Annotated in this window: 20 protein-coding genes; 11 read left to right on the top strand and 9 right to left on the bottom strand. The window is 61.5% G+C overall.

Going from position 1 to position 25,855, the window contains the following annotated elements:
- The first annotated feature begins 16 nt into the window (after window positions 1–16).
- Window positions 17–2,308: an AAA family ATPase gene (locus tag AC1D08_RS22605; protein WP_477424072.1), complete on the top strand. Its 2,292-nt coding sequence runs from the start codon at window positions 17–19 to the stop codon at window positions 2,306–2,308.
- Window positions 2,309–2,430: 122 nt separating this feature from the next.
- Here the strand turns inward: AC1D08_RS22605 and AC1D08_RS22610 are convergent, their stop codons facing one another.
- Complete coding sequence (locus AC1D08_RS22610) at window positions 2,431–2,784, bottom strand: KTSC domain-containing protein (protein ID WP_477424074.1); 354 nt, start codon at window positions 2,782–2,784, stop codon at window positions 2,431–2,433.
- A 321-nt stretch (window positions 2,785–3,105) separates the two neighbouring features.
- Between AC1D08_RS22610 and AC1D08_RS22615 the strand changes: the two genes are divergently transcribed.
- Window positions 3,106–3,954, top strand: a complete 849-nt coding sequence (locus AC1D08_RS22615; protein WP_477424075.1) for a TIR domain-containing protein — start codon at window positions 3,106–3,108, stop codon at window positions 3,952–3,954.
- Here AC1D08_RS22615 and AC1D08_RS22620 read toward each other — a convergent pair.
- From AC1D08_RS22620 to AC1D08_RS22645, 6 genes are all read right to left on the bottom strand, one after another.
- Window positions 3,935–5,227, bottom strand: a complete 1,293-nt coding sequence (locus AC1D08_RS22620; protein ID WP_457153133.1) for a hypothetical protein — start codon at window positions 5,225–5,227, stop codon at window positions 3,935–3,937. The two genes, AC1D08_RS22615 and AC1D08_RS22620, sit on opposite strands and share 20 nt — an antisense overlap.
- 646 nt (window positions 5,228–5,873) lie before the next feature.
- Complete coding sequence (locus AC1D08_RS22625; RefSeq protein WP_457153132.1) at window positions 5,874–9,557, bottom strand: hypothetical protein; 3,684 nt, start codon at window positions 9,555–9,557, stop codon at window positions 5,874–5,876.
- Window positions 9,558–10,192: 635 nt separating this feature from the next.
- Entirely contained in the window at window positions 10,193–10,555 is a 363-nt protein-coding gene (locus tag AC1D08_RS22630; protein WP_457153131.1) for a hypothetical protein, read from the bottom strand.
- 50 nt (window positions 10,556–10,605) lie between these two features.
- Window positions 10,606–10,848, bottom strand: a complete 243-nt coding sequence (locus AC1D08_RS22635) for a hypothetical protein (RefSeq protein ID WP_457153130.1) — start codon at window positions 10,846–10,848, stop codon at window positions 10,606–10,608.
- Between the two features lie 136 nt (window positions 10,849–10,984).
- Window positions 10,985–11,581, bottom strand: coding sequence for a recombinase family protein (locus AC1D08_RS22640; RefSeq protein ID WP_457153129.1), 597 nt, complete (start codon window positions 11,579–11,581; stop codon window positions 10,985–10,987).
- 16 nt (window positions 11,582–11,597) lie between these two features.
- Window positions 11,598–12,002 carry a hypothetical protein gene (locus AC1D08_RS22645; protein WP_477424078.1) on the bottom strand — a complete coding sequence of 135 codons (405 nt, stop codon included), beginning with the start codon at window positions 12,000–12,002 and terminating at the stop codon, window positions 11,598–11,600.
- A gap of 478 nt (window positions 12,003–12,480) precedes the next feature.
- On the opposite strand from AC1D08_RS22645, the gene AC1D08_RS22650 reads away from it, so the two are divergent.
- Window positions 12,481–13,110, top strand: a complete 630-nt coding sequence (locus AC1D08_RS22650; RefSeq protein ID WP_477424080.1) for a hypothetical protein — start codon at window positions 12,481–12,483, stop codon at window positions 13,108–13,110.
- Between the two features lie 106 nt (window positions 13,111–13,216).
- On the opposite strand, the gene AC1D08_RS22655 is transcribed toward AC1D08_RS22650, so the two are convergent.
- Complete coding sequence (locus AC1D08_RS22655) at window positions 13,217–14,161, bottom strand: hypothetical protein (protein WP_477424082.1); 945 nt, start codon at window positions 14,159–14,161, stop codon at window positions 13,217–13,219.
- A 1,243-nt stretch (window positions 14,162–15,404) separates the two neighbouring features.
- Here AC1D08_RS22655 and AC1D08_RS22660 point away from each other — a divergent pair.
- From AC1D08_RS22660 to AC1D08_RS22670, 3 genes are all read left to right on the top strand, one after another.
- Entirely contained in the window at window positions 15,405–17,549 is a 2,145-nt protein-coding gene (locus AC1D08_RS22660) for an alpha/beta fold hydrolase (protein ID WP_477424083.1), read from the top strand.
- A gap of 112 nt (window positions 17,550–17,661) precedes the next feature.
- A complete protein-coding gene (locus AC1D08_RS22665; RefSeq protein ID WP_095088629.1) occupies window positions 17,662–17,955 on the top strand; it encodes a GYD domain-containing protein in 294 nt (97 codons plus the stop codon).
- Between the two features lie 256 nt (window positions 17,956–18,211).
- A complete protein-coding gene (locus AC1D08_RS22670) occupies window positions 18,212–19,948 on the top strand; it encodes an adenylate/guanylate cyclase domain-containing protein (RefSeq protein ID WP_477424085.1) in 1,737 nt (578 codons plus the stop codon).
- A gap of 136 nt (window positions 19,949–20,084) precedes the next feature.
- On the opposite strand, the gene AC1D08_RS22675 is transcribed toward AC1D08_RS22670, so the two are convergent.
- Window positions 20,085–21,062, bottom strand: a complete 978-nt coding sequence (locus tag AC1D08_RS22675) for a LysR family transcriptional regulator (protein ID WP_457153200.1) — start codon at window positions 21,060–21,062, stop codon at window positions 20,085–20,087.
- Between the two features lie 126 nt (window positions 21,063–21,188).
- Here AC1D08_RS22675 and AC1D08_RS22680 point away from each other — a divergent pair, with 126 nt between their 5' ends.
- The 5 genes from AC1D08_RS22680 to AC1D08_RS22700 all read left to right on the top strand — a co-directional run bounded on the left by AC1D08_RS22680 (window position 21,189) and on the right by AC1D08_RS22700 (window position 25,802).
- Entirely contained in the window at window positions 21,189–21,755 is a 567-nt protein-coding gene (locus AC1D08_RS22680) for a cupin domain-containing protein (protein ID WP_457153199.1), read from the top strand.
- A 41-nt stretch (window positions 21,756–21,796) separates the two neighbouring features.
- Window positions 21,797–23,254 (top strand): pyridoxal phosphate-dependent decarboxylase family protein, encoded by a 1,458-nt coding sequence (locus tag AC1D08_RS22685; protein WP_477424203.1) that lies wholly within the window; start codon window positions 21,797–21,799, stop codon window positions 23,252–23,254.
- Window positions 23,255–23,401: 147 nt separating this feature from the next.
- Window positions 23,402–24,319, top strand: a complete 918-nt coding sequence (locus AC1D08_RS22690; RefSeq protein WP_457153198.1) for a ketopantoate reductase family protein — start codon at window positions 23,402–23,404, stop codon at window positions 24,317–24,319.
- Window positions 24,320–24,352: 33 nt separating this feature from the next.
- The gene (locus AC1D08_RS22695; protein ID WP_457153197.1) at window positions 24,353–25,093 is read left to right on the top strand and encodes a class I SAM-dependent methyltransferase; all 741 of its coding nucleotides are present in this window, start codon (window positions 24,353–24,355) and stop codon (window positions 25,091–25,093) included.
- Between the two features lie 19 nt (window positions 25,094–25,112).
- On the top strand, window positions 25,113–25,802 hold the full coding sequence (locus AC1D08_RS22700; protein WP_457153196.1) for a GNAT family N-acetyltransferase: 690 nt from the start codon (window positions 25,113–25,115) through the stop codon (window positions 25,800–25,802).
- Window positions 25,803–25,855 lie beyond the last annotated feature (53 nt).

Here is a 25,855-nt window from a genome sequence, read left to right on the forward strand (position 1 = left end):
TGGGTGGCGGGGCAAAATGATCGAACACATCTCATTACTGAGGAATATTGGGGCGTTCGACTCGGTGACGCCACAGGCAAATCTAGCATTCACGCCGTTCTCTCTCGTATATGCAGAGAACAGCCGGGGGAAGACGACACTTGCGGCTATTTTGCGTTCTCTGGCTACCGGCGAAGCCAGTCACATCCTTCATCGTCATAGGCTCGGCGCCAAGCACCCGCCGCACATTGTCGTAAAGCACGACGGAAGCCCAAACGTCTTCCAGAACGGAACCTGGAGTCACCCGCCGCCCCATGTCGCTGTGTTTGATGACGAGTTTGTCGCGAACAACGTCTGCTCCGGGATAGAAGTAAGCGCGTCACACCGGCAAAAACTGCACGAACTTATCGTTGGGGCGCAGGGCGTCACTTTGAACGCTGCCTTACTTTCACAAATAGACAAAGTGGAAGCACACAATGCTGCTCTTAAGCTCAAGGCTGCAGCAATCCCTGCCAAATTGCGCGGTGACTCGACGGTGGAAGCCTTCTGTGCGTTCAAAGCGGACCCAAATATCGATGGGAAGATACGGGAAGCGGAGCGACGCTTAGCAGCCGCGAAATCCTCGGATGCTATTCGCCAAAAGGCGCTCTTTGAACCCTTCGCACTACCTGATTTTGACACCGCCGTCGTCCAACAGATTCTCGGAATGACGCTGGCCAATCTTGAGGCGCAGGCTGCAACGCGGGTGCGAGAGCATTTGAAGCGCCTCGGACGAGCCGGGGAAAACTGGGTGGCCGAAGGAATGGAGCTTATCAGTGCAGCTTCCGAGGGGCGGGAAGGCGACGCGTGTCCGTTCTGTATGCAGGGACTGCAGAACTCGCCGATCATCGCGCACTATCAAGGCTATTTCAGCGCCGAGTACGATGCATTGAAACGCGCCATTCGAGAGACCGGGCTCGCTGTTCGCGACGCACACGGTGGAGATATTCCAGCTGCTTTTGAACGCGCTATTAGAACCGCAGCGCAGAACTGCGAGTTTTGGAAGGAGTTTGCCGATGTTCCGGAAATAAGAGTCGATACCGCTGCGATCTCACGCGAATGGACTGCCGCTCGTGAGGCTGTTCTCGGGCACCTGCGTGCAAAGGCTGTTTCGCCGCTTGAACCCATGTCTTTGGGCCAAGAGGCGATTGATGCAATTCACGCATATCGCAAGCGGCTCGCAGACATTGGTGTATTGTCAACGCGGCTCGAAGCCTGCAACCCCGCGCTACAGATCGTCCGCGAAAGGGCTGGGGCAGACGAGATTCCGGCGCTGACCAGCGACTTGAGCGCCTTCAATGCGCGTAAGCAACGCTTCGATCCAGCGATTGCGGCACTGTGCCAAGACTATCTGACGGAGAAGGCCGCCAAGAAGGTCACCGAGGCGAACCGTGCAAAAGCCCGCGAGGACTTAGATAGATATCGCCAGACAATTTTCCCGACGTATGAGACTTCCATCAATGACTATCTCCGGCGCTTCAATGCGGGCTTTCGGATCGCTCAGTTCTCATCGGTCAACAACCGTGCTGGCTCGTCGGCATCATACTCCGTCGTGATAAACCAGCAGCATGTCGACATCTCAGCGGGACACGGACCTTCGTTTCGGAACACGCTGAGCGCCGGTGATCGAAATACGCTGGCCTTGGCTTTCTTCTTCGCCTCGCTAGAGCAGGACGCCAATCTGGCTAAGACGGTAGTGATAATTGATGATCCGATGACCAGCCTAGACGAAAATCGTTCGTTGACAACGAAACAGGAGCTGCGGCGCCTCTATTCTCGCGTCGCTCAAGTCGTGGTTCTGTCTCACTCAAAGCCATTCCTATGCTCCCTTTGGGAAGGGGCAGATACGAATACGCGCTCAGCGTTTCGCATAGGCCGCGCCAACGTGGGATCAGAGCTGTATGAGTGGGACGTTCGAAACGACAGCATCACAGAGCATGACAAGCGCCACGAGCTTGTTTCTCGTTACCTTCAGGCGAGCGATCCTGCTGTAGAGCGATCAGTCGCCGCAGCCCTCCGTCCAATTCTGGAGGCGTTTGTGCGCGTGGCGTGTCCGCCTGATTTCCCGCCCGGCTCACTACTCGGTCCTTTTGTCGGCAAGTGCCAGCAGCGTCACGGCACTGGAAACGACATACTGTCCGTCGCTGATACCGTGGAGTTGCGTGACCTACTCGACTACGCCAATCGCTTTCATCACGACACCAATCCGGCCTGGGAGACAGCCGCGATAAACGATGGCGAGTTGGTGGATTTTGCGAACCGCACACTGTTGTTTGCATCGCGCGGATAGTTCCAGAGGCCCGCGAAGAAGAACAACGGGCGGTCCTCGTTGATGGCAAACCAGTAGTTCTTTTTGATGCCTGTCTCGGGGTCCTTCACGTCGAACCGGGCTGGGTTCCGCGAAGCTCGTCACTAGAACTCCGGCACCGGCTTGTCCCTACAACCGAACTTGCCGCCAGTAGCCGCATCCTTGATGTTGTCGTTGTAGAAACTGCCTTTGGACCCTGCTGCCAGCAGCGCCGACACTGTGCCTTGGTCAATCTCGCAGTAGTGATACCAGACCTGCTTGAGGCGAATGAGCATGTAGGAGTGCTCGGCGTTGTAGCAGACCCGCTTGACGACGCTGCTGTCTAGCTCCCCGGTGCATTCGAATTTGGCCAGGTCCACGGGGCCGCGATACTTTACGTCCACGGTTTCGGCGAAGGCCGGCCCAGCCAATACCTGGAGCACCAAAACGGCACTGGCCGCAGCCAGCCGCAGACCCATTAGTCCCATCCCCAACCCCTCCGGCAAAACTGAGCAGTAGGCTCTCAGCTTTGCAGCCACAAAGCAATCACCGTTCGGTAGGCCCACGGCACACGAAATGTACCGGAAGTTTGTCAACTGCCGCCTCTGGCGGCCTAGTGCGTCTGGGCTGTTTATGTCACGCAGTTGGTCCAATCGATCTGTCTCGACACCTCAAGGTGGTTCAAGATGCCTATTCTGTGGACAGAGCAATTGACGCCAACAGTCGGGCCTTATGCTGGTGAGGTCGCTAAAACGCAACATGAGGTTTGAGGCGGCATACTTTCGGCCTGGAGTCGCCAAATGAACGGACTAGAAATATCGATACGCATTACCTCCGGCTCCGGTTTATGTCAGACTGATTTGGGACATTGCGAACTGGAGGGGGAGCAACCAGTGAAGAAGCGCCTATTTATCGGGTCATCGGTCGAAGGATTGGACGCCGCCTACGCAGCACAAGAGAACCTTGAGCACAACCTCGAAGTTACCGTTTGGTCCCAGGGCATTTTCGAACTGAGCAAGACTAGTATCGAGGCCCTTTATGAGGCCCTTGATCGCTTTGACGCGGCTGCGTTTATTTTCAGGGGCGATGACACCTTAGTGAAGAACGGGGAGCAACGAGACGCAGTGCGGGACAACGTGCTGTTTGAGTTAGGGCTATTTGTAGGCCGGATCGGGAGAGACAAGTGCTTCATAATAAAACCCCGGTCGCAAAGGACGCTCCATTTCCCCACCGACCTCCTCGGGGTGACAACTGCCGACTACGATGACAGTCGTGGGGACGGCAACCTGGTGGCTGCATTAGGACCGGCCTGCAATCGAATTAAGAAGGCGGTAGTTCCGCCCAGCGACCAGAAACCGGCTGTAGCAGGCGACATCCGGTCCCTACTCTTAGGTCAAGCTTACCGTCTGTTCTTCAATCCGCCCAACCGATCAAAGCGGATACGATTTCACGACAACGGCATGATCGTCGAAGGCAATAACAAGAACGAGCATGCATGGCGGATCGTGCGCAACCGCCTGGAGCTAATCCAACTGGATGGGCAGGTCCATAGCCGCTTCGAATATGATCCGGCGAAGAAGATATTTAATCACACGAATGATTCCGACACGCCTTCAATCCGGGGACAATTCATCGCCCCAGACGTCTAAAGTCGAAGGCCTCGAACCCCTTCCTGGTCACAGGCAGCACCACCCCAACAATCGTTACTGCCACCGAATCCATGGCCTCCCTAGCCTCCTTCTCCTTCGAGGCCGGCACCATGATTCCGTCATGCATCGGCAATGCCGGGACGCCTTGTTCCATCAGGGTGCGCAGCGTCGCGACCAGGATGCGGCTCTCGGTCAACATGAGCCTGAGGCCAAGCCCGGTGCCGAACATGGAGGCGATGGCCGGGTGACGTTCCGCCAGAGCCCCGCTGAGCCGCTCGGCGTTCCACTCGTTGCCTGCGGCCTCCCGGACCTCGCTAGGCAGCCGGCGCATGGTCCCACGGCGGCAGAGCAGCGCGGAAAGACCCATCTTGGCCGCTGCACGCGGTAGGCCCCCAATGCCGCTGTACGGGTCGCCCTGAGGCAGGGTCTGGCCGGCCTGGAGGTAAGCCAATTGCGGGAACATGGCGGTGAAGTCGAGGTCCGCCACCTCTTCGCCATCGACCCTAAGGAGATGCCGTTGAGTCTTCGGAAGGTTCATCCAAAAGCCGCCGTAGAGTCGCCCGTGTTGGTCGAACGTATGGGGGGCGTCTTGGTGCTCGATCTGGAAGCGGCGGGTGAGGAGGACGGGGGGAGGAGGCGGGCTGCCGTCTAGTCGGATGTCGGCCTCGTTGAGGAACGCATTGATGGCCGTCATGTCCGCCCGCATAGCGACCGTTTCGGGCGTGTCGGCGTAGTCCAGGAGGAGCTTGCTGCGGCCCCTCCCGGTGGAGGCCTTGAGAACGATGGTCTCTGCCCCCGCCTCCCGACCAATCGGCCTCGGGGCTAGCTCTAGGTCCACCATCATACTGCGGAAGCGTGGAGTCGGCTCGATGGTGGACCGCTGACCGCCTCGCCCGCCGCGCTGCCGGGTGACGAAACCCGATGCCTCCATGCTGCCGATTAGCTTCGTGACCACCTCGCGGGGGAACCGAGGGCGGTCGTAGCGGGTCGCTTGGTCGTTCCTCGCTGAGACGGCCAAGCGGGTGCCGGCTGGGTGATGGAGCACCAGGAGGGCGAGGCTGGCGATGAGGTTCCCGGTGATTGCCCTGCGACGCTGCGTTGCGTCCCGACGCTGGCGCTGTGGCGAGGGGGAGTTATGTTCGATGTCCTCAAAGACGGTAGTGGCGAGGGCCTGGAGAACCGGACATGCGGGAGTCAGCCAAGGGTCGTGGTGGATATCGCGGCCTGGGGTCCGCTCTTCTTCGGCTTCGTTCAGCTCCGCTTCTGAGGTCATGGCCCCTCTACGGCGATGGTGAAAGGCCGCGGAATTTCGCATGTCTCGACAGACCCCCGCGTCAGGTCGCCAAATGACGGGGTAGTGGATCGTTGGTACGCGAGACCGGCCTGACGGGCCTCTCCGTGCGCGATTCCGGTAGCTAGCCTCAGCCGATGGAGTGTGAGCGGCCTCGCGACAGGTCGATACGTCCAGCCTCCTTCGTCTTGGCGAAGGGCAATCTCCCGGAGGACTTCATAGCCGGCGAAAGGCTTGCCGGACGAGGTCTCGCCCTCTCGCCGCATAGCCGCCCGGATGTGGCCTCTTGGCCCAATGTACGCCCCCAACTCGGCATGGGCTTGCACGAAGACTTCCAAGTCGGCTGGCACCATGGCCAACAGGCGTCGAATGCCCAAGGCGAGCATCGGGACCCCTGAGGTAGTGTGCCCAGCACCCCACAGGATGCCTTCCCTGCCTTGCCCCGCCCAGACGACTCCGTAGGTGCCAAGCGGGAAACTTCCCACCGCTGTAACCTGCGTCTGGGGTTCGTGCCAGGCGGCAACCGCTGCGGAGATGGCATGCGGCGAGTTGAGTTCTCCGGGAGCGAACCCGTACTTTGAAGCTGTCATGTCGTTACGTCCTTGTGGGTCGAGTTGGATGGCGCGGCTCATTGTTGCGCCCGCCCGTTGGTGAGAGCCTCCAGCAGCGCCTTGGCGCCAGGTTGCCCGTCCGTCCTGGCCTTTCTGTTTGCCGTGACGGCTCCGCGAGCTTCCATCTGCCGCTTCCCGATTATGGGTTGCAGCTCTACGTTCTCCTGGAGGAACACCTTCTTGGCGGCCTCGCGGTAGCGCTGGACGATCTCCCCGAGTTTGTTGAGCCTGGTGCCCTTCACGTCGGAGTCACCATCGGGGAGGTCCTGGTATGGCTCCGATTTGATCAGGCCGGCGAGGACCTCCTTGAGGTTCTTCTGCCCTGGGATGTGCCCTGACAGCTCCTGGAGACGCTGGTAGGCGTTCTTGCCGGCCTGCTTGCCTTGCGTGAGGGTGATCTCCCGAAGGTCCACGCCCTGAAGGTCCGTCCCCGGCTTGCCGATGCCATGGTCCGTCTGGAGCATGATGCGGTTGTGCTCGGCCTCCACGATGTCCGCGTCCTGGGAGTCCATGAGGCCAACGTGGCGCTCGATGGGATCGCCCCATACATCCATGGTGAGAGGGAGCGTCTCGGAAAGCCCAGGTACGCCCCTGATGGCGTTGTCCACGAAGGTCCGCGCCTCACGGAGGTACGGGTCGGGATTGGCACCACGCATCAAGGAGGACATAGGGAGCATAGAGCCCGCCGTGCGCCCCAAGAACTTAGGAAGCTCCGTCTCGGGGTCGAGGGCCGCCTTCAGCGAATTGTTGAGGTTGAGGAGGAACGTCTTCTCGCCCAGGTTCTTGGCCACCGCCACGGCAACCGCCATAATCAGATCCGATCTATCCTGGTCGGGATTCTTCTTCTGGAGGGTCACGATGTCGGCCACGAGGCCCATTACGGTGGCGGCGGGGTCGAACCTTCCGAGCTGGAAGTATCGCCGCTTGCCGTCCGCCCCCATCCAGGTGACCGAATAAGGCTTCCATCCGGTGGAGAGAAGCTCCTGCTTCAGCACGTAGTTGTCAGGGCCACTGCCGGTTAGAGAGTCGTTGGCCGCCAAATGAGCCGCGAGGCCCATGAACATAGACCCCATGGCCATCTGACCAATAGCCTGAGCTTGGGCCTCCATCCCGGTCTTTCCAAAGAGTGCGTTCCGGAACTCCGTCTGGAGGACATTCAGTCCCGGCGTGAGCTTCATTCCATACCGGATGACGTTGATGGGGGTCTTCACGAAGGGTAGCACTAGGGCCAGGATCGGGGCTGTCCGGCGAGCACTTTGTACGGCCCGCCCTAGCGCAAATCCGGGAAGGGTCTCGTAGTTGAGGTCCTGCTGGAAGGTCGTCATCTGGGCTTCCCGCACCGCGTTGGCGTCGAGAGCCCTGCCGGTTGCCGGGTCGAGGGCCTTGTCCATGGCCTTCTGCACGTAGTCCTTGAGGTCCCGGCCGGTCAGCCCGAGGCCCGCCGCGTCGGTGGCAGCTTTGGACTGCACCACGGCCCTGTAGCGGAGCGTCTTGAAGAACTCGTCGGCACCGCCCAGCGTCCGCGTAGGCAAGCCCACGAGGGTACGGTAGTTAGCCGACTGCCAGGCGTTGTGCGCCACGTCCCAGACGGAGTTCCAGGGCTTCCATTGAAGCGGTTGCGTCTGGGGGCCCGTCACGCTGCCGTCGAAGAACTCCGTGTTCTGGGGGTTGAGGATGGAGTCACCCCGCCTGAAGGCTTCGACCGCATTGGACCAGCCGTCCGCCAGGGAGGCGATGGTGTAGTGGTACTCGCGGAGTCCCTGCCTTGTGAGCGAGGACAGCTCCGCCCTCTTCCCTGGGTCCTTGGTGATGAGACGGAGGGCCGCCGACCCGAAGGTCTTCTCGATGGGCCGCGCAGCAAGCATGAAGGCGTTGGTCGTTAGGTTGACCATGTGGGTTGGCCACATCCAGAGGAGGCCGTTTGTTAGGTGCCAAGTGGCTTCGTCCAGGACCCGTTTGCGCCAGTTCTCGTTGAGGAGCATGGCGACCTTCTTGGGGTCTCCACCGGCCTTGCGCATCACCATGATGACCTGCTCGGGGTCCATGCCTTTGAGCCGCGCGATGTCGGCCGGCCTGAAACGGAATTGGGAGCGTGCGAAGCGCAAGGTGCGCCCCGAGTTTGCAAGCATGGAGTTGGCCGAGGCCATCGTGTCGAACGAGACCCCGAGCCGCGCCATGAACTCCTGGGTGGCGAGCTGGACGTTGCCGCCGAACTCGTGGAGGTTGCCGTTGGCAATCCTGTTGGCCAGGTCGTCAGCGTCATTGAACATGCGGTTGCCGAGGCGGAGCGCGGCCTCCATCTGCGGAGCGAGGAGCTTAGCCTTATCACCGGCCTCAGCGAGCTGCCCGAGGATGAGCGCCGGGTCCTCATTGAACTGGAGGCCCAGCTCGTTCGCGAGAGACCGCATATGCTCGTCCGTCAGAACCTTGCCGCCCTTGGCGACATTGAAGCGGTCCTCCAGGACCTTCGCCGACCGCTGGATGAGGGACTCCACGTTGCCAGTGATGTGAAGCTTTTGCCAGGGCAGGGGAATCCTCTTGCCAAAGTCGTGGCCAGCTTCCTGGGCCAGCGCCTTGGAGCCGTACGTCTCGACCGCTTTGGCATCCGCCTGGGTGTCCCTCAGTATCTTCGCGATGTCGTCGCCAGGTATCTCCTGGGTGGGGACGGCCTTGAGCGGGACTTTCTCAGTCGGGAGGAGGGGCTGGCCGGTCTTCGGGTTGATCGGAGGCTTGGTGCCGAGCTGCTCCATGGTGTCTTCGGCAGGACCAGTTGGAACCCCCTCGGTTTTGGCCGGGCTAGGCCCTCCGATGGCTCCTACCTCACGGGGTGCTTCGCCGGGCTTGGGGGTCTCTTTCCATATCCCTGGGCGTATCTCTTCCTCGGGGTTGAAGTTCACCTCGGAAGCCCGCACTTCGCCGCCGACCGAGGGCGCATCAGGTAGGCCGTACTCATTGGCATTGGCCAGTCGGGACTTCTCCAGCTTGGCGATCTCCTTCGCCGCCGCCGCTTTGTCGCTATTGCGGAGATATTTGATGACGCGCACAGCGCCGACCAGGGTCAGGTCCGCACCGATGGACTCCAGGGCATTCTTGAAGCGGCCCTCGGCAGCGGTGTCGTCGGGGTCAGCCGCCAGGTAGTTGGTCACGGGGTTCTGGAGGTCAGGGAACTCTTCGACCAGGTTCGACAGGCGGTCCTCATGGGGATCGAGGACGGTGTAGCCGGCGATGGCACCCTTGGCGATCTCGTAGCCAGTCTTCAGGATGGCGCTGCCTTCAGTGTAGGCCTTGAGTGGGGCCAGGAGCTTGCCGGCCCCGATGAGACCGACAGTGAGCTGCGAGACACCTTCGGTCAGCCCGTAGCCGATGCTCTCGTTGGCCAGCGCCCGGCCCTGGGCCTCGAAGCTCTGCCGGATGTCCGCCTTGTCGGTCTCCTTGGGCTCACCGACTAGGAAGTCCTTGGTCTCGAACAGCGCCTTGGAGGCTCCGATGGACGCGGCTCTGGCGGTCCTCTCGATCACCCCGGCCCCATCAGGTCCTTCTTGCTGCTGGAGGGCTATGCGGTCGCGGAAGGCCTGGTCGCCTGCCGGGTTGTTGGGATCGGCCTGCCTCCGTGCCTCCAGCTTGGCGGAGACCCTCTCGAATGCCCTGCGGATGCGGGCCTGCTCGTCGTCGGCTGGTGCGAATGCGGTCGTGGTGTCCATGCTTCGTGTCTTTCGATGGGTTGCGGCCGAGCGGGGGGCCATCGAGGCTCCGGCTGGGCGGGTGAATGGTGGGGATCGGCGCTGCTGCCGACTAGGTTGTTAGGAGTGAGGAATCTTGGCGCATGACCGCACGGCCCGTGGTGGGGCTCCATTGGGTCGGGCGCTGGTGAGATGGTTGGGCGGCCCCAAAAGGCCTGATGACGGCTGGATGCGGCATGTGGCCTGACCATATGGCTCGGCCCGCTGCGGCTGGAATGGTCCACCGATACGATCTCTCGGAGGCGGGCATTCATTCCTCGATTGAAGCGCCAGCGCAGCCCATCGGATGACAGGGGTACGGCCATGCCGCACTTCAAGTAGACCCCAAATTGCAAACCGCGCTGGCTGGCCGCTTATCAAGTAGGTGGGCTATTGGTCGGGCTGCTAATTCCTCTTCAAGTACAAGCCCAATTCATCGTCGTCGCGCCGCACGGGTCGGCCTTGGCTACGCCTCTCTTCAAGTGGGTGGGAATTGCACACTGGGTCCGGCCGGCCGCATATCAAGTAGGAGGGCTATCGGTCGGGAACCCACGTGGCTCCTCGCTTCATCAAGTAGGTCTCTCCCTCGCCACGGGCCGAGCGGATTGGCGCACCGGCTACGCGCCAGCTTCCAGGATGAACTCAACTTGCGAGAGGAGTCCCCGTCCGCGTGGCGTCAGGTAGAATATCTTCTTCCTCCCGTTGTCTGGGTTCCGCACCGTCCCGACCAGCCCTAGGCCGGGTGTGCCCTCGCGGTAACCGTGGCCCAGATACCGCAAGTGCTGCGAGATGGTGGTTGGCGAGAAACCCAATCGGTCGGCGAGGTCCTCCAGCGTCAGCGGGTCGTTCGGGTCTCGCGGGTCGAAGCCCCAAATGGCGGCCCCGAGGAACGCCACTGAGATACCTATGGGCATATCCTTGGCCTCGGCCATCATGCGGCGATTGGCTTCGAGATACCTACGGATTATCTGACTCGACATCACAAACTCACACTCTGCTTCGGGGCCGGCTCTGGGAAGGCCTGGCGTCGTTACGGGTGAGGCGGATGGGCACCGGCGCTGGGGCCGTAGTAAGAGCGGACCTCATCGCGAACCGAGGTGATGTGCGACAGCCAGCCCGTGAGGGCCCTCCCAGCCCTTCGGTCGGCCAGGAACGAACCCACCTCGAAATGCTCAAGGCAGTCTAGGGCGAAGTTGATGGCGATGTCAGGGTCCGCGAATGCATCAGCGGATGCGGGGAGGGACGGCAGGCGGGCGGGTGTCAGGAGGGTCATGCGCAGTCTCCGATTTGAGTTGCGCCGCCCAGTATGGCCATAACGAGTCGCCGATCAACAAGTATAAACTGTGCAGGTTCGTAGTGTTGTCACGCGCACAGTTATCGAGTGTCTGGGCCACCGTCCGCCAATGTCGCTAGGCTGCCCTCAGGATGCGGAAGACGCTCGCCCTCCCGATGCCCAGCTCTTGGGCGATGGCGTCGGCGGTCTTCCCCGCAGCCTTCAGCCTGATGACCTCGGGGGCCATGCGCCGCGCCGTGGGAGCCCGGCCCTTGTACTTCCCCTCTGCCTTCGCCTTGGCGATCCCCTCAAGCTGCCGCTCCAGCATTAGCTCCCGCTCGAACTCCGCAATAGAGCCCAGCAGGTTCACCATGAGCTTGCCCGTTGGGGTTCCGGTGTCCAGGTTCATGGAGAGGATACGGAGGGCCACGCACTTGGATCGGAGCTTCGCGGTGATCCCCACGAGGTCGGCCACTGAGCGGGCCAGCCGGTCGAGTTTGGTGACGATGAGGGTGTCGCCCTCTCGCACGTAGTCCAAAGCTCTCTCAAGTTCCGGCCGCTTGGTGGCCACCGAGGACAGCTCCTCGCGGAACACCTTCGCGCATCCCGCTCCGGTGAGGTCCCTGAGCTGGGCCTCAAGCCCTGCCTTCTGGTCGGTGGTGGAGGTGCGGGCGTAGCCGACGAGGTGTCCGTTCGGTGTGACGGTCGAGGTGACGTGCTCTAACTCTTTCATGATGGCCGCCCGCCCCTCACTCATGCTGCGGGGAAACGCGCGACCACTGCTTGATAAACTTCGTCCATTGAGGGTCGATTTCAAACGTCAGCTTATGGGGCGGAAGATGGCTCAAAGCGTTGACGACGAAAGTGCGAAAATCTGCGACTAGCTGCAGATGCCCTTCGTCTTCGTCGCCTACCAGATTGTCGATCCTTTCATATTCGGCGCCGATTGCCCTCAATACGTCGAGCAGCTCGAACAGCACGTCATCGAAAAAGACGTAGCTGCCGTCTGTGAAAAGCTTCAGGTCACTGCCGATCAGCTGAAGCTTGATGGGATCAATTTCCGCATCCTCCCAGTCGGCTTCGAGCTCAAGGGAGGGCATGGGGTTAAGGTCTTCCTCACGCTTGAGCATCTGGACGCGTATTTCGTACTCCATTTCGGTGTCCTCCCTTTTCGGATCATTAGACCTAAAGAGGATGTGATCCTTTCGTATCAAAAAGTCAATCGATATTCGTATGAGACTCAAAATCACTCGTTCTGGTCGACTCACTGAGGCAAGCCCTTATGATACTATTGACCAAGCCATTATATTTGTTGTGGTTTCATGGCCCGTGCCCTAGATTCACGCCCGGTACGCTCCGGCAGAGCCCGCTTTCAACGGCATGTTGTGACCTGACACCAAATCGGCATCGGCCAGGGGTGGCACGGGGGGAAATTCGCCCGCTGTCAGGTAGATTGAAGGGCTCGCGTGAGCCACCCTCACAGCTATCCGGGAAACGCTAACTCCTCGCTCGATTAGAATTGCGCAGCGACGCCGGTATTAAATAGGCTAGTCGCGTCAATTGAGCTTGGTATAGCTGGCCTAGCAATGTACCTGGCGGTGAACATTACCCAAATGCTGCGGTGGGAACGAAATGGCAAATGCTGATAAGGCCCTAGCGGCGATCAAGGAAAGGCTATTCCTTGTGGTCGGCCTGTCTTCCGTTGCGGTCATCTTGGGTGGATTTCTCATATGGCCTGGGCCTCAGCATCGAAAAGCCGAAGCCGAGCGAGCCCATGCGGCGTCCGTGGAAGCGGAGAAGCGACGAGTCGTAGCTGATCTGGCGGAGCAAGCAGCGATTGCTGAGGAAAATAAAGTCATGGCAAAGAAAAGGGCATCTGCCAGCAACGAGACACTAAGGGGTATCGTCGAAGGATGTCAGGCAAATATAGGGTCGGAGGTATCCAGCCGGGATAAGCTGTTCCCTTATTTCTTTCCAGCCTACGGTCCAGATGACTTGAAGCGATTTGGTGAACTCGCTTTGGGGTTTGGAATGAAGATGGGGCGTCCAAGTAGGGTGATGGACGGAGAGGTCCCATACGATGCCGTGGCATTTAATATCGCTACCATCCGTACAGACCCACTAGCGGATATCGAGTTTGTAGTGGAGGGAGCGAGTGATGGGTTCGCTGGAGTTACGCAGTGGGCGGCTACTTACAGATGTAAACTGCGCGGCCTGGACATCGTTAGCGTCGATCGAAAAGACTATTACGCGATAAATTAGAAAGCGCGAGGCTGAGGCGCTAAGGGCCTACCCCAAGGGGGGGAAGTCCGTCCGCTGCCATGTAAATTTGAGCGTTCGCATGACCGACCTTTTTTGCTGGTCCGGTCTAGCGCCCCATGCGGGTAAGGAAGTCATATATCGCTTGGTCCAGTATCTCCGAAGGATCATTGGCGAAGTCACGCACTGGCGAACCTTCCTTGGCCTGAAGCTGGCGTTGGGCCTGGCGAATCGCCAACATCTGTTCCAAGTGCGTATCGTGTAAAAGCACGAACAGCTTCCCACCCTCCCGCATCGCCCCGAACGCAGCCAACTCCGCATTTTCATGTGGCACGGTGCGGCTGACAAGGAAACAAACCGACCGCAAAGCCGCAGCGTTCACATAGCGTTCTGTCGAGTAAATTTGGCTTGGGGTGATGCCATCGGAATAGTTCTTACACTCGAATATGATGGCCCTGGTCCGAAAGTCTCTTGTGAGCGTGTCCCAGAAAGGATGGCCAGCCCGCACCCGGTAAACAAGGTCCAGGATATCGAGCCCGTCCTCGGTGCGGCTCTGGGCACGGGGATCGACCAGGTAATCACCAAACAAGTAGGTCACGATTTCCTCTACGAGCGCCTCGTATGCCTTAGCGTCGTCCCGTCCCGCACGGGTGCCCCGAAGCTTGTCTCGTAAGGCATCCCCCTCAAGCGGACCTTCTTCAGAGAAGCCGAGCCCAGCCTCGCCAAATTCGAGATAATCGCCAGTCGGTTCGGAGAAGCCAGGACTGCCCACCGAGCCGGACTGTATCGACCTTTCTGAAAGCCCCCGAGCGGCTTCGCCAATCTCCTCTACGCCGGCCAATTCATCGAAGAACTGTTTAAAACGATTAGTCAGTCGAACGCGTTTCCCTCGGAGCCTTCTTAATTCTAAGTCAATCTGCTCGCGGTCCCATATGTCGATCTTAAAGTCTCTCTCCAGCCACTCGCGGTGAGCGGGTTCGACGATACAGCTAACCACCACGAGATGCGTGCTCGATGAATCGACAATTGAGAGGATTGCTTTGGACCGTGCCACAACGTCTCGCAACTCACGAAGGCTGGGCGGGTTTGCGGGCACCACCTTGGTATCGACTACAAGGCTCTCCTCCTGCCTGCTTGCGTGTATGTCCGCACTCCGCGACCGCGATCCAACTGGGGACCACTGCGTCTCAATCTCGTACCCGATAGCGACGAACAATTCGCCGCATAGCGCCTCAAACCGCTCACCCAGGCGTCTAATTTCCACAGCATCCCCTCCGCCTCCGACCGGCTCCTAGTGCAACCTCAAGGCTGTTGTTATGGCCAAGTACCCAGGTTGAAGTCCACTCGTCAAACTCCGAGCAGCCGGCCAGCTTGGCATTGCGGACCTTGTGGACGAACCATCGGGGGAACGACGCTCATACCCCTGTACTCCGGCCAAGGCTTCAGAGTCAGGCTTGAGGTTGCACCTGCTATGGTCCCGTGCTACGGAAATCGAAGTGTCGGCCCTGAAAAGCTCTATGTTTTCAACGCTGGGTGTGACGTTGGAGGGACTTCAATCCTCTCTCGCAGCACCAGTCCATCCCGTTGAAATCGCTGAAGCCATTGGCGTGCTACGCGTTCCGTCCATTCTGACGTTACAAATGACGTCACAAGACGGAAATCGAGAGGGCCGCTGTCCACCAGGCTTGTGATCCCCAAGGACCGTCGGCCCTTTATGGGGTGCAGGACAGGGGCTGCGAACACGCCTTGGGGCCTGGGCATAGGACGGCTCTGAAGGCATTGCCAGGCGCTGCTCATCATCATGAGTGCGTTGTTGCGCAACTCCGGCGTGGGATCTCTGGACCGCTGAATGATGCTGACCCGGTTAGCGACGGTGAGTTCTCGGCGCTCCGACGGGAGCGACCAAGCGCTTGAGAAAATCCCTCCCGGCATCGGCTATCAGCACACATGCGCGGATCGTCGCGGTCCGGAGATCGAACGAGCGGACCATTGATTCTCGGCCAGCCCGCTGCTTCTCAAGATAGCGCGCGAGTGCAATTTCGTGGCGTTGCGGCGCAACCGCATTCCACAGCCGCGGGTTCTGCCCGGCATCATCATGCCAGATGGGCCACTCGTTCGGGTGCAGCATAGCATCCTCCTCCTGAGACAAGGGCTGCCTCGTCCGGGCAATCTCCTCCGCCGCCCGTGAGAAATGCGTTGGAACCAGCGTGATGAATTCGTGAAAAGCGTCACGCCGGCAAAATCGCGATTGAAATAGGGGCAGGTAGGGGAAATGATCGCCGGCGGGAGCTATGGCTGTGGCGGATTCGATGACGCACCCTCATCTCTGTCTGCTTGGTGGTTTCGATTTTGCCAGCGATGCAGCGACGGTTCCGCTCCTCGGCCGCAAGGCGCGTGCCATGATAGCTTACCTGGCCCTCCAGTCCGGACGCTCGCAATCGCGCGAGAAACTCGCTTCCCTTCTGTGGGGCTGCAACAGCGAGTCCCAGGCCCGGACGAACCTGCGGCAGGCCTTGTCTGCCGTCAGGAAGGCCACTCACGCATCAGGGGGCGGGAGGTTCCTCACCGAGGGCGACACCATCAGCCTCAATCTCGACGATCTCGATTTCGATGTCGCGCGGTTCGAGGCGCTGGCTGCTGGCTCCGCCCCCGAGCAGCTCGAGCAGGCGCTTGCTGTCTATCGTGGCGACCTCCTCGACGGCTTCGATCTCAAGGAGGAGCCGTTCGAAGACTGGTTGAGGTTCGAGCGCGAGCGATTGAGGGCAATCTCCATAGCTGTGCTGGAGAAGCTCGTCGCACACCATTCCGCGACAAGCGATCTTGCATCATGCGTGCGGGCGGCTACGCGCTTGCTGGCTTTTGAACCCCTGCGGGAAGACATTCACCGCGCCTTGATGCGGGCCTATGCAGCCCAGGGTCGCGTCAACCTCGCCCTGAAGCAATATGAGCGCTGCCGCGATGCCCTGCAGCGACAGCTCGACTTGCGGCCCGAGCCCGAAACCCGAAAGCTGTATGACGACCTTCGGGGGCGCCGCATCACACCGGACTCGGCTTTTCCAGCGCCCGGAGTTTCACCTTCGCAACAGACGCGATCCCAAGCCGATAGGCGTCCGGATTTCTCTGGCCAGCCCATCAGCCCGCCGACGCACTACGTCAAGTCGGCAGGGATCAACATCGCTTATCAGGTGACCGGCGACGGGCCGATCGACCTGATTTATGTGCCCGGATGGGTCTCCAACCTCGACCTTTCCTGGTCGTCGCCGCGGCTGGCGCATGTGCTCCGGCGCCTCGGCAGCTTCTGCCGCCTGATCCGTATGGATAAGCGCGGCACGGGGCTGTCCGACCGCAATGTCGGTCTGCCGACGATGGAAGAGCGGATGGAGGACGTGCGGGCAGTGCTGGATGCGGTCGGCTCGAAGCGCACGGTTCTCTTCGGCAGCTCCGAGGGCGGCCCCATGTGCATGTTGTTCGCGGCGACCTATCCCGAGCGCACGGCGGCGCTCGTGCTCAACGGAGCCTATGCCAGCGGCAGATGGTCGAAGGATTATCCCTGGGCGAGAACAAGCGAGCAGGTGGAACAAGATCTAACAGTCGTCGAGAGAGAGTGGGGAGAGCCGGCGGACATGAGCAACGCCGCGCCCAGCCTGATGAACGACAGTTTCGAGAGAGAATGGTTCGCCGCCTACCTCAGGAATTCAGCCTCTCCCGCCGACGCCATAGCGCTCTGGCGCTGGGGAACCGAAATCGACGTTCGCGACATTCTGCCGGCCATTCACGTTCCGACGCTCATCGCTCAGACGACGGGCGACCGCTGGGTAAAGCGGGAAGAAGGACGCTACCTGGCAACGCATATCGAAGGTGCCCGATACATCGAGCTTGCCGGCCGGGACCACGTGATCTGGGGGGAGAATTCCGATCGCCTCGTGGACGAGATCCAGGCTTTTGTCACCGGCGCTTTGCCGGCGGTGCCGGGCAAGCGGCTCCTGGTGTCGGTGCTGTCCGTAGAGATAGAAGGCCCTTCCTCTGGTTCGGGCACGGATCTGATTGAGCGACACGCCGAAGAGATCCGTAGCGATCTGCTCGGCGCCGAAGGCAGGCGGATCAGACGCACGGCAAGCGGATTTGTCGCCGTGTTCCAAGGCCCGACGCGATCGATCCAGTGCGCGATCGCGATCCGTCAACGCCTGAAGCAATCCGGTCTCGATGTCCGCTCGGCAGTCCATACCGGCGAATGCGAGGAGCGCGGCGATGATTTCACCGGGATGGCGATCGAGCTGTCATCGCGGCTGCTCGATCATGCGCGGCCAGGCGAGATCATTGCCTCGCGGACGGTTCGTGATCTCGTGGTCGGCTCCGGCCTGATGTTTGAAGAGCGCGGCGATACGGAACTTGCCGGGCTTCCCGGGAGCTTGCAGCTTTTCTCCGTCGGTGGGCCAGCCTGACGGCGATGATCCTTGACGCAAGTGGCTCGCGCACCTGACTCGTGGTATCGTCGTTGCGGGAGACGGCGGACGCGCCGTGAGTGCCCGCCCGCTCCCACAATGGGAGGAAAAAATGGCTTACTACGTATTGCTCTCAAATTTCACAGATCAAGGTATCAGGAGCATAAAGGATACCCAGAAGCGCGCGGAGGCCTTCAAGGCGATGGCCAGCAAGAACGGCATCAAGGTTCACACCTTGTTGTGGACGCTTGGCCAGCATGATGTCGTGGCGATTGCAGAAGCCGACGACGACATTGCTGCGACCGCACTAGCCTTGTCGATCGCATCGCTAGGCAACATCAGAACCCAGACATTGAGAGCGTTCGACGCCGCGGATATGGCCAAGATAATGGCAAAGATGGCCTGACCGCCACTCTGCCGTGAACGGGCGATCGAAGCCCGCTGGCGAGGGGAGCGGCGGCCTCGCTCATATCCTTGAAGCGAAAACCCTGGGACGAGGCCAGGGTTTTTTATGATTGCGGTTCAACTCGATATTTTGGTCAAATCGCAACCTTAGCCAGCCACATAGCGGCTACCTTGAAGCCGTTGCCGTTCGGATTGCGGGTCGTACTTGAAGCTGCGAAGATTGGGCGTTCGCTTAGCGATGTACTGGAAGGCATCTTATGCCAGTTGTTCGGGTGGAGCGGCGGCTCGCTGCGATCATGGCCGCCGACATAGTGGCCTATTCACGCCTGATCGAAGCAGATGAGGCCCGTACACTCGCGTCGATCAGGACCCTTCGCTCCCAAGTGGTAGACCCGCTGATCGCAGACCATAGGGGCCGTGTTGCCAAACTAATGGGCGACGGCGCAATCGTTGAGTTTGGCTCCGTTGTTGAGGCCGTGGCCTGTGCCGTCGCAATGCAGGAAGGGACGGCGGAGCATCAGCGGGAGGTCCCGCCCGAGAGCCGCATAGTGTTCCGCATCGGCATCAACGTCGGTGACGTTGTCGTGGAGGACGGCGACCTGCTCGGGGATGGCGTCAACATCGCGGCACGGCTTGAGGCACTGGCGGAGCCTGGGGGCATTTGCATTGCCGATGCGGCGCAGAAGCAGCTGGCCGGCAAGACTGACTTCGCCTTTGAAGACACCGGCGAGCGCAAGCTGAAGAACATCGCGCAGCCGGTCCGCGTTTGGTGCTGGTCCAAGGGATCGGCACCGCCTGCCGCCGGTGCGCCGCTATCCTTGCCCGACAGACCCTCAATCGCAGTGCTTCCGTTCGACAATCTGAGCGGGCAGCCGGAGGAGACCTACTTCAGCGACGGCATCACCGAAGACATCGTCACCGGGCTGACGCACTTCCGCTCGCTGTTCGTGATTGCCCGCAACTCCTCCTTCGCCTTTCGCGGCAAGTCGATCGACCTTGCCGAGATCGGCCGGCGGCTTGGGGTGTCCTATCTTCTCGAAGGCAGCGTGCGGCGCGCCGGAGCGCGCGTGCGGATCACTGCGCAGCTCATCGAGGCGGCGACCGGCGCGCATCTTTGGGCCGAACGCTATGACCGCGGCCTCGACGACGTCTTCACGGTGCAGGACGAAGTTGCGCAGACCATTGTGTCGACGCTGGTTGGGCGAATTGAAGATGCGAGACTTCAGCAATCGCTCCGGAAGCCGACAACCAGCCTTGCCGCCTACGACTGCCTGCTGCGGGGCATGGCCCACTTTCGGAGTGACACGGATGCCAATCGGCAAGCGCTTGAGATGTTCGAGAAAGCGGTGGCCCTCGACGCGCGGTATGCCGTGGCGCATTCGTATCGTGCTTTCGTGAAGGTGGCACAGAACGGTCACGCCGCCGCACCGATCGAGGTGCTGGACGCGGCGTTCAACGAGGCAAAGCACGCGATCGCACTCGACCCTCTGGAGAGCCGCTGCCACCGCATACTGTCGACCATCTGTCTCTACCGTCGTGAATACGACATGGCCGAGCAACATCTCCGCCGGGCATTCGACCTCAATCCCAATGATGCAGACGGACTGATCATGAAGGGCCGCTTGCTGGCCTTTCGTGGCAGGCCGGAAGAAGCACTGGTTTGCTTGGAAGCTGCTGGTCGCCTGAACCCACTACACTTTCGCTGGTACGATGTTCATTTCGGCATCGCCCTTTATTCGCTTCGGCGCTTTGCAGAGGCCGCTCAGGCGTTCAAAAAAATGCCCCTGCCAAGCTCGTGGTCGAGTGCACGGCTGGCGGCCTGCTACGCCCAGCTCGAACGGACCGAAGCGGCACAGGCAGCAGTGGCGGAGGTCCTGCGCTTGCAGCCTGATTTCTCTACCGCTGAATACATGCGCGAGAGCGTCCTCCTTGAACACGCCGAAGACCGGGAGCTTCTCCGTGAAGGGCTCATCAAGGCCGGATTGCCGGCGTGATTTGGCCGTGCCAGAGCAGCTGGTGGCTACCATGGTACCGGGTCGTTCCCGCGCGCAGCGTACCAGAATTGCAGCTTGGTGGCTTAACCCGTTGGCGCTTTTGTTAGATGCGTAGTCGCCTCCCTCAGGCAAGATTCTAGTCCTGCAGTTGGGAGGGGGGATCGGCGTAGTGCGTTTGCACCGCCTCGCAAACCTGCTCGAACATCCATGTCAGGCCGACATCCGTCATCACCGCTTTCTGGGCGATAACGCAGATCGGGACGTGGCCAGTGTTCAGCGGAAGGTCGGCGCTGACCAGGCCGAAGCGCGGTCCCTGCCTCGCCGCCAGCACGGCCGGTACGGCGGCGATGAGGTCGGACTCGGCGACCGCCGCAAGCGCCATAGTATAATTGGGCACCGTCAACACCACACGTCTCGCTAGGCCGCACGCTTCCAGGGTTTCGTCGATCAGCCCCTTCCTGTCGCCGGTGAACGACACCAGCACATGACGCATAGTGCAGTAGCGCTCTAGCGTCGGTTGCTCGGCAAAGGGATGACCGGCGCGCATCACCACCACGAAACGCTCCTTTAGCATAGCGCGCCGGGTGAAGCGCGCCGGCACGTCATCCAGCGGCGCGACGGCGATATCCACCAGGCCGGCGTCGATCTCGGCAAGCACCGGCCGCCAGGTCCGCTCGATGGGCCCGCCCTTGCGATAGGGCAGCATTTGCAGCACCGTGAGGTCGATATTGGGCGCGGCCGTGGCCAGCTTCTCGACAAGTGGCGGCAGGAACACCGCCGAAAGCGCGTCGGCGGCGCTGATGGTGAAGCGCCGGTTCGACGTCTCCGGACGGAACGGCTCGACCGCCACAACCATTCGCCGGACCTGCGCCAGAATATTGGCGATAGGCTCGGCCACCTCCAGCGCGCGCGGCGTCGGCACGACGCCCTTCGGCGTCTTCAGGAAGAGCGGATCGTTGAGCAGCTTGCGCAGCCGGCGCAGGCCGTGGCTGATCGCCGACGGCGACAGCCTCAGGCGATCGCCAGCCCGTCCGACATGGCGCTCTTGGAGTACCACCTCGAACAGTTTCAGCAAATTGAGATCGGCGCGGGATAGGTCGATTTCATTCAGCATGATGCTGAATTGATATCATTGGATACATCAGAGTCCAAGTACGATACTGGCGTCACAAGGGTTTTCCAGACCCGTGAGGGTATCCATGCAAGAATCGGGTGGCGGGGTGCGACGCGCTCTGATGGGATGGCTGATCGGCCGGGAACCGGACTTGGGGTTCGTCCGGCACCTCGGCGAGCGCTGGCTGGCGGAGCAGCCTTTTTCGGGCGAATTGAGCGGCGTCTCACTCCAAGCGGAGGAGGGGACAAGCGGCATGGCGAGATCATCTGCCTACAAGCTCGATGCCGGGCAGGCGAGCGGCTGCGCTTCAGCGGCGCCGATTTCCTGGTCAGGGCCGCGGCCGACACGACCGGCGGCGCCTTCTCGATCATCGAGGAGATCGATCCGCTCGACACGCCCCTGCACAGGCACGCCAACGAGGACGAGATTTTCTATGTCATCAAGGGTGAGCATGTCTTCCGCTGCGGCGACCAGGAGTTCCGCGTCGGGCCGGGCGGAACGATGTTTGCGCCGCGCGGTGTGCCGCATGCACACAAGCGCGTCCTGCCGCGCACCGGCAGGTTTCTCACCATGACCTCGCCGGCCGGCTTCGAAGGCTTCTTCCGCGAGCTGTCCGCGGCTGAGGCGAGCGGCGCCGCGATGCCCGAAGCCTACGCGGCCGTGTCGCGCAAATACGGCATAGACTGGCTATAGGAGACATCGTCATGACACTGGACGCCCTGATCCTCGACCCGATGCTGCAGGCCCTGGAGAGCAGGTCGCCCTCCGCATCGGAGGATGACGGCACAGGGGAGGCTTCCACAGGCGAACTCTTCCAGCGAGCTGCCGATCACGCCACGCGTTTTCGCGACGCCATCGCCTCCGGGCCGCAGCGGCCGCTGATGTCTTATCGGCAGGCTCTGGACAGTTTCCGCGAGCCGCTTCCCGAACGGGGCAGCGCTGGGATCGGTGTTGTTGACGAGCTTGCCGAGAAGGCTGAGCCCGGCCTGCACAGGATGACAGGTCCGCGCTTCTTCGCCTGGGTCTGCGGCAATTCCCATTCGGTCGGCGTTTGTGCCGACTGGCTGACCAGCACCTGGGGTCAGAACACCGGCAATCACCACGCCGCGCCGTCGGCCTCGGCCGTCGAGACGATCGCCGGCGGCTGGCTGCTCGAGCTTCTCGACCTGCCGCGCGAAGGCTCCATCGGCTTCGTCACCGGGGCGACCATGGCCAATTTCGTCTGCCTGGCAGCGGCGCGCGGCGCGGTCCTGCGGCAGGCCGGCTGGGATGTCGAGGCGCAAGGCCTGTTCAGCGCGCCGCCCATCACGGTGCTGATTGGCGACGACGCCCATGCCACGGTGTTCTCGGCGCTGCAGTTCCTCGGCCTTGGCCATGACCGCGTCGTGCGTGTGAAGACAGACGACAATGGCCGTATCGCGGTGGCCGATTTTGCCGTGGCCGCCGCCCAGGTCTCCGGCCCTTGCATCGTCATCCTGCAGGCCGGGCAGATTAACACCGGCGCCTTCGACGATTTTGCCGGCATCGTTCCCATCGCCCGGCGCATCGGTGCCTGGGTCCATGTCGATGGTGCCTTTGGCTTGTGGGCGCGCGCCTGCCCCGGGCGCAGCTATCTGGCCGCCGGGGTCGATGCCGCCGACTCCTGGGCGACGGACGGCCACAAATGGCTGCAAACGCCCTATGATTGCGGCTATGCTATCGTGCGCGACGAACAGGCGCATCGCCGTGCCATGACGATCGCGGCGAGCTACCTGCCACTGGCCTTCGAGGACGAGCGCGACCTGAGCCACTATGTGCCCGAACTATCGCGACGGGCGCGCGGCTTCGCCACCTGGGCGATGATCAAGCATCTCGGCCGCGAAGGCATCGCCGCGATGGTAGAGCGCCATTGCAAGGTGGCCGGAGCGATGGCCGATAGGCTGCGCGCCGACAACGCCATTGCCGTGCCCAACGACGTGGTGCTGAACCAGTTCGTCGTGCGTTTCGGCGCCGACCGCCCGGACGAGGAGGCCGACCGGCTGACGCTGCAGACGATCGCCCGCCTGCAGGCCGATGGGATCTGTTTTGCCGGCGGCGCCAGATGGCACGGCCGCCAAGTCATGCGGGTGTCGGTGATTTCCTGGTCGACCGACGACAGGCAAGGCGAAATTGCCGCCGACGCCATGATAGCGGCGTGGCGGGCGATAAGGTAGCCGATGGCTCGTCGTGATCGCTTGCTGTCTGACATCTACCCTGTCGGCTGGCCTTGTATTCAAGTAAATGCTAATATTGATCGGGCCCGGCAGATGCCGTTCCAGCTTCGCTCGGCCCATGGCGGCAGCTGATGTCGAGGGGGACGCATGCGGATCGCAATGATCGGGGCGGGCGGCATCGGCGGCTATCTCGGCGCAAGGCTCGCAGAGGCGGGGGGCGACGTCAGCTTCATCGCTCGCGGTGCCCACTTGCAGGCAATGCGCCGGAACGGCCTGCGAATTCAAAGCGATATCGGCAACGTCTTTCTCCCCAATGTGTCCGCGAGCGACGCGCCGGCCGACATTGGTCCCGTCGATCTCGCGATTTTTGCGGTCAAGCTCTACGACAGTGAGAAGGCCGCCGCCGCGCTCGGACCGCTCATCGGCAGGAATACGCGTGTCGTGACGTTGCAGAACGGCATCGACAGCGTCGAGATTCTAGGCCGCCATGTTCCCGGCGACCAGGTGATTGGCGGCGCCACCTACTTGTCCGCATTCATCAAACAGCCGGGAGAAGTCGTCCACGCTGGCGGGCTGCGTCACATCCTGGTCGGTGGACACCGCGAGCCTCTCATCAAGGACCTTCAGGCGCTCTGCGATCGTGCTGTTGGGCTTGAGCTGAAGCCGGTTGCCGACATCGACAATGTGCTGTGGGAGAAGTTCGTGACACTCGCGGCCTTTTCCGGAGGGACGTCGCTCATGCGCTCCGGGATCGGTCCGATCCTCGACGACCCCGAGGCTCGTATCTTCATCGAGCAACTGCGCGACGAGGGGATGGCGGTCGCGGCCGCGGCCGGTCATCCCATGGTCGAGGGGTTCGAAGGGCGCGTTGTGACCAGATGGACCGCATTCCCACCGCACGTAAAATCGTCGATGGCCAACGACCTCGAAAGGGGCAAGCCAATCGAGGTCGCCTGGCTGTCCGGGCGCATGCACGAATTGGGCATCAGGTTCGGTGTTGCGACCCCCGGCCACACGGCGGTCTTCCGCGCCCTGCATCTCTACGCTGCGGGTGCCGCCCACTAGCGGTGCCGCTTCAACGTCCCTTGGGAGGATATCATGGCCAGTTCGTCGAGCGAGAGCATGCCGGTGGCGACCGTTAACGAGGCTACCGGGCCACAGGACACGTTCAACAAGGAGCTGGAGACGTACCGCAGGATCGTGGCCACAAACCTCATGTTCCACCGCGAGGTCTACGGGCTCCTGCGCGATCTGCTCGTCGAGCATGCACCAGGGTCGTTTCGATTCCTCGACGTGGCGTGCGGCGATGCCGCTGCCTCTGCCGCGATGCTGAAGACGTCCGCGATCGGCGGCTATGTCGGCATCGACCTGTCGGAAGCGTCGCTAGCGCTTGCCGCTCGCGCACTCGAAGGGCTCCCATGCCCGGTCGAACTGCGCTGTGGCGATTTCGCGCAGGCGATGGCGAACTGGTCGGAACCCGTCGACGTAATCTGGATCGGCATGTCGCTGCACCATCTAGCGACCGAGGGCAAGGCGAAGCTGATGCGGCACGCCCGCAGGGCCTTGGGCGGCGTGGGCCAGTTCGTCATCTGGGAGCCGGCCCTGTTCGAGGGAGAAGATCGCGCCGCCTGGCTCGCCCGCTTCTCGTTGCTGCGAGACAAATGGTCGGCCGTTTCCGACGAGGAATTCGCTTCCATGGAACGGCATATGCTTCTGGCCGATTTCCCTGAAACCGCCGACACTTGGCTCGGCATGGGGCGGGATGCCGGGTTTCGCCGCGCCGAGGAGATTTTCATGATGCCGAACAGAATGGGCAGGGTATTCCGCTACTGGAACTAGCCAGCGCATCGGGGCGACCATGTCATCAGATCTGAAACCGGGTGAGATCCCGCCGGGCGACGCTCCGGTTCCCGCGGCCGTCGTGCTGGTCGGTCGCTCGGGTCGCCTGCGCCCGCTCGACGCCGGGCGCGACGCATCCTGTCTCTACCCGCTGTCGCATGACGAGCACACGAATGCCACCTGGGTCGACATGAAGGTTGGCCCGTTCGCCAGCGAGCAATGTTTCGCCGACCACGTCGCCGAACTGGTGGCCGACAAGAAACGCGCCTTCTTTGCCGTCGCCGGCCTCGACGACAAGCCGCTGGGGTGGCTCTGTCTGATGGAGGCGAGACCCGCCCATCATGTCGTCGAGCTCGGCTATGTGCTCTACACGCCGCCGCTGCAACGCACACGGCTCGCCACCGAGGCGCTCTACCTGATCCTGCGCCATGTCTTCGACGATCTTGGCTACCGGCGCCTCGAATGGACCTGCACCTCGACCAACCTGCGCTCGCGCAAGGCGGCCGATCGGCTCGGCTTCGTCTATGAGGGCACGCTGCGCCAGGGCCTGTTCCTGAAGGGCAAACCTTGCGACATCTGTGTCTATTCGATGCTTTCCAGCGAATGGCCGGACCATCGCTCAGCTTTTGAGGCCTGGCTTGATCCCGGAAATTTCGACGCCGGGCGGCAGCTTCGCTCGGTTGCCGAGATCAGGAGCGGCCTTGATTAGCATGATCCAGAGGTCAATCCTCAGTCGCAGCACCAGTCAATCCCTTGAAATCA

The sequence above is a fragment of the Mesorhizobium sp. P2_E6 genome, assembly GCF_056403835.1.